The organism is Promineifilum sp. (SeqCode) (assembly GCF_041918635.1).
In the GTDB taxonomy this organism is placed as follows: domain Bacteria; phylum Chloroflexota; class Anaerolineae; order Promineifilales; family Promineifilaceae; genus Promineifilum.
The window spans coordinates 1-3,146 of the sequence record NZ_JAYRVJ010000722.1 but is presented as its reverse complement, the minus strand read 5'-3'; the positions used below and the strand labels follow the sequence as shown (position 1 = coordinate 3,146).

The following is a 3,146-nucleotide window of genomic DNA, read 5'->3' as shown; positions in this document are numbered from 1 at the left end:
GGCGCGTTCACCGAGCACGGCGTGGGGCGCATGGCCGAGATGATGGCCCTCTTCCGCCGCGACCGGGCCGACCTCATCGCCCGCCCCCTGTCCATCTTCACCATCACCGCCACCGGCATGTTCCGCTACAGCGAGGACTCCTGCCAGAACCTGCTCGATTGCGTCGAGGCGGGCATCCCGGTCGAGATCGTCCCGGTGACGCTCATGGGCCTCATCGCCCCGGTGTCGCTGGTCGGCGCGACCGTCTTTCACACGGTGGACGTGCTGGCCGGGCTGGTCATGGCCCAGATCGTCCGGCCGGGCGCGCCGGTGCTGTTCGGCGGCGCGCCGGCCGAGTTCCACATGCGCGCCGCCACCTCGCCCATGCTGGGCATCCAGGCGCTGCACCTCGACGTGGCCTACGCCGCCGTCGCCAAGTCGCTCGGCCTGCCCACCCAGGCCTACATGGCCCTCAGCGACAGCAAGTTCCTCGACGCCCAGGCCGGCGCGGAGACGTTCGGCAGCGCCCTGCTGGCGGCGCTGGCCGGCATCAACTCCGTCTCCGGCCCCGGCATGCTCGACTACGTGCTGACCTTCAGCCTGCCCAAGCTGGTCTACGACGACGACCTGTGCGGTCAGGCGCTCCACTTCGTGCGCGAGCTGCGTCCGCTCGACGACCTGCCCACGCTCGACCTGGCGCGCGAGGTGATGGCCGAGCAGCACCTCATCACCGCCGAGCACACGATGGCCCACTGGCCGCAGGAGCTATACCTGCCCTCGCCCGTCACCGACCGGGAGAACCGCGAGAACTGGGCGCGCGCCGGCTCGAAAGACCTGTTGCAGCGGGCCACCGACGAGGTGGAGCGCCGCCTGGCCGCCTACCGCCCCATCGTCACCGACCCGCTGGTCGTGGCCGAGATGCAGCGCATCATTACCGCCGGCATGACGACGCCCGCGCCGCTGCCCGACGTGCCCCCGGCCGTCGAGGGCGCGGCCGGCGAGGACGACCGGCGGCGACGGCGGCGGCTGCCTCGCCAACCGGGAGGGCGATGAACGCGCCCCTGACCAGGCCGCTCCAGGAGCCGATGGCCGGCACGCAATCCGTCCTGCGCGCCGTCGCCATGCTGGAGGCGTTCACCGACGAGCGCCCCGTCTGGAACGCCAGCGACCTGGCCGGGGCGGTCGGCCTGAACCGGACGACGGCCTACCGCCTGCTGACGGCGCTGGAGAGCGTCGAGTACGTCGTCCGCGACCCGGCCACCGACGCCTTTCGCCTCGGCTCGGGGCTGATCGCGCTGGGCGGACGGGCCAGGCGGGCCAGTCCCATCCGGCTGGTCAGCCAGGCGGAAGTGGAGGCGCTGGCCGCCGGCACGGGCGAGACGGCCACGCTGGAGGTGCTATCCGGCCGGGAGATGGTCATCATCGAGGAGATACCGGGCGAGTACGTGACCAGCGGCAGCCAGCACATCGGCAGCCGCTGGCCGGTCTACGCCACCTCGACGGGCAAGGCCATCCTGGCCCACCTGCCGCCGGCCGAGCTGGCCCGCGCCCTGCCGCCGGCCTGTGCGCCGCTGACGGAGCGGACGCTGACCGGCGAGCAGTTGCGCGCCGGCCTGGACGCCATCCGGCGCGACGGCTACGCCGTGGCCGCCGAGGAGTTGGAGTTGGGCTTTGTGGCCGTCGGCGCGGCGCTGCTGGACGCCGACGCCCGGCCCGTCGCCGCCATCAGCCTGGGCGGCACGCGCACGCGCCTGACCGACGAGCGCCTGCCGGCCATCGGCGCCCTCGTCCGCGCCGCCGCCGCCCGCATCTCGCGACGGTTGGGGTATCGAAGAGAGTTATCCGCAGATTAGGCAGATTGGGCAGATTATGAAGAATGGCTCACGCAAAGATCGCCAAGTGCGCCAAGAAAACAAATCGCTTTGCGTTCTTGGCAAACTTTGCGTACTTTGCGTGAGCTCTTCTTAATCTGCGGATGATAAACAAGGAGAATTATGCCGCTACCGACACCTTTTCATTCGCGCACGTCGGCCGTCTGTGACAGCTACGAGTGGCGCAACTGGTCCGGCTACCTGTCGGCCGGTCTCTACGAGCCGTCGCACGAGCGGGAATACTACGCCATCCGCAACAGCGCCGGGCTGATCGACGTGACGCCCCTCTACAAGTACGAAGTGACCGGCCCCGACGCCGCCCGGCTGGTGGATCGCGTCATCACCCGCGACGTGACCAAACAGAAGATCGGCCAGGTCTACTACACGCCCTGGTGCGACGCCCACGGCAAGGTCATCGACGACGGGACGGTCTCGCGGCTTGACGCCAACCACTTCCGCATCACCTCGGCCGACCCCAACGGCCGCTGGTTCCAGGACGTGGGCTACGGCCTGAACGCGGACGTCACGAACGTCACCGACGACCTGGCCGCGCTGGCGCTGCAGGGGCCGCGCAGCCGGGCCATCCTGGAGGAGGTCGTCAGCGGCGTCGATTTCGGCGCGCTCAAGTACTTCCACCTGGCCCAGGGCGCGGTGGACGGCTTCCCCGTCACCGTCACGCGCACCGGCTACACCGGCGATCTGGGCTACGAGCTGTGGGTGCGGCCGGAGCACGCCGAGCGGCTGTGGGACTGCCTCATCGACCGCGGCAACCGGCACGGTATCCTGCCGGCGGGCATCCTCGCCCTCGACGTGGCCCGCGTGGAGGCGGGGCTGGTGATGATCGCCGTCGATTACATCTCCAGCCACCACGCCGTCATCGAGAGCCAGAAGTCCTCCCCTTACGAGATCGGGCTGGGCTGGGCGGTGCCGCCGGGCAAGCGGGGCGACTTCATCGGCAAGCGGGCGCTGGCCGCCGAGCGCCGCCAGGGATCGGCCTGGACGTTCGTCGGCGTGCAGTACGACTGGCGGGCGCTGGAGCGGCTCTTCGCCGAGGAAGATTTGCCGCCGCGCGTCGCCGGGCGGGCGTCGCGCTCGGCTGTGCCCGTCTACGAGCGGGCCGGCGGCGCGGCCAGCGACAGCGGCGGCCGCCACGTGGGCCACATCACCAGCCACGCCTTCGCCCCCATCCTGAAGCAGTACGTGGGCATCGGCCAATTCCTGACCCCCCACGCCGCGCTGGGCAACTGGGTGGACGTGGAAGTGACCGTGGAATTCAAGCGCAAAAAGTGCCCGGCG

At 70.5% G+C, this 3,146-nt stretch carries 3 protein-coding genes; all 3 read left to right on the top strand.

Features of this window, described 5'->3' with window-relative positions; genetic code table 11:
• On the top strand, positions 1-1,032 hold a 1,032-nt coding region (locus ACE3UY_RS21090), incomplete at its 5' end, for a trimethylamine methyltransferase family protein (RefSeq protein ID WP_374689448.1).
• Positions 1,029-1,832: an IclR family transcriptional regulator gene (locus ACE3UY_RS21085; RefSeq protein WP_374689447.1), complete on the top strand. Its 804-nt coding sequence runs from the start codon at positions 1,029-1,031 to the stop codon at positions 1,830-1,832. The genes ACE3UY_RS21090 and ACE3UY_RS21085, both read left to right, overlap by 4 nt.
• 141 nt (positions 1,833-1,973) lie before the next feature.
• Positions 1,974-3,146: aminomethyltransferase family protein (locus ACE3UY_RS21080; protein WP_374689446.1), on the top strand; the 1,173-nt coding region annotated here is incomplete at its 3' end.